We start from the raw sequence: 1219 nt of genomic DNA, 5'->3' as shown, positions 1-1219 counted from the left end.
GCCGGTTCAATCGGATCCGAATATGTCTCTTGTGTAGACCTTTTCCTCGACGTCCATGAGGTCGTCTGAGAGGCGGTTTGCGATGATGACGTCTGCGCGGGTCTTGAAGCTTTCGAGGTCGCGGACGATCTCGGAGCGGAAGAAGTCCTCGTCGGGATATTCGGGTTCGTAGATGATGACCTCGACGCCCTTGGCCTTGATGCGCTTCATGATGCCCTGCACGGAGGATTCGCGGAAGTTGTCGGAATCCTTCTTCATGGTCAGGCGGTAGACGCCGACGACGTCGGGCTTGCGGGCGAGGATGTCGGAGGCGAGGAAGTCCTTGCGGGTGGTGTTGGCCTCGACGATGGCCTGGATGAGGTTCTGCGGCACTTCCTGGAAATTGGCGAGCAGCTGCTTGGTGTCCTTGGGCAGGCAATATCCGCCATAGCCGAAGGAGGGATTGTTGTAGTGGCTGCCGATGCGCGGGTCGAGGCCGACGCCACGGATGATCTGGCGGGTGTCGATGCCGTAGCGCATGGCGTAGGAATCGAGCTCGTTGAAATAGGCGACGCGCATGGCGAGATAGGTGTTGGCGAACAGCTTGATGGCCTCGGCCTCGCTGGAGCCGGTGAAGAGCACCTCGACATCCTTCTTGATGGCGCCCTGGCGCAGAAGCTCGGCGAAGCGGTGCGCGTCCTCGCTGTCGTCGCCGACGACGATGCGGGAGGGATGGAGGTTGTCGTAGAGGGCCTTGCCCTCGCGCAGGAACTCGGGCGAGAAGATGATGCGCTCGTCGCCGAGCGTCTGGCGCAGGCGGCTGGTATAGCCGACGGGGATGGTGGACTTGATGACGATCAGCGCCTTCGGGTTGACCTTGCGGACATCCGCGATGCAGGTCTCGACGCTGCTCGTGTCGAAATAGTTGTTTTCCGGGTTGTAGTTGGTGGGGGTGGCGACGATGACGAACTCTGCGTTCGCGAAGGCTTGCGTCCTGTCGGTGGTGGCCTTGAGGGCGAGGGGCTTTGTCTTGAGGTAGACGTCGACCTCGTGGTCGACGATGGGTGCGATGCGGTTGTTGAGCTTTTCCACCCTCTGGGCGGAGATGTCGAAGGCCGTGACATCGTTGTGCTGGGCCAGAAGAATTGCGTTGGACAGACCGACGTAACCAATACCCGCAACGGCAATATTCACCATGACAATCCAATCTCCGATGACGATGACTGCTGGTATCCCGCAG

The 1219-nt window shown here is 60.3% G+C and carries 1 protein-coding gene; it reads right to left on the bottom strand.

Annotation, left to right across the window (positions count from 1 at the left end; genetic code table 11):
- Window positions 1-6: 6 nt before the first annotated feature.
- On the bottom strand, window positions 7-1176 hold the full coding sequence (locus tag NOF55_RS23420; RefSeq protein WP_370869056.1) for a nucleotide sugar dehydrogenase: 1170 nt from the start codon (window positions 1174-1176) through the stop codon (window positions 7-9).
- Between the last annotated feature and the right edge of the window lie 43 nt (window positions 1177-1219).

The sequence above is a fragment of the Ectorhizobium quercum genome, from assembly GCF_026552795.1.
Taxonomy (GTDB): Bacteria; Pseudomonadota; Alphaproteobacteria; order Rhizobiales; family Rhizobiaceae; genus Ectorhizobium; species Ectorhizobium quercum.
Note: the sequence above shows the minus strand (reverse complement) of the source record. Positions and strands in the feature narration are given on the sequence as shown.

Coding starts and splice junctions, on each gene's coding strand:
- NOF55_RS23420 (WP_370869056.1), bottom strand. CDS start 1,176: ATGGTGAATATTGCCGTTGCGGGTATTGGTTACGTCGGTCTGTCCAAC.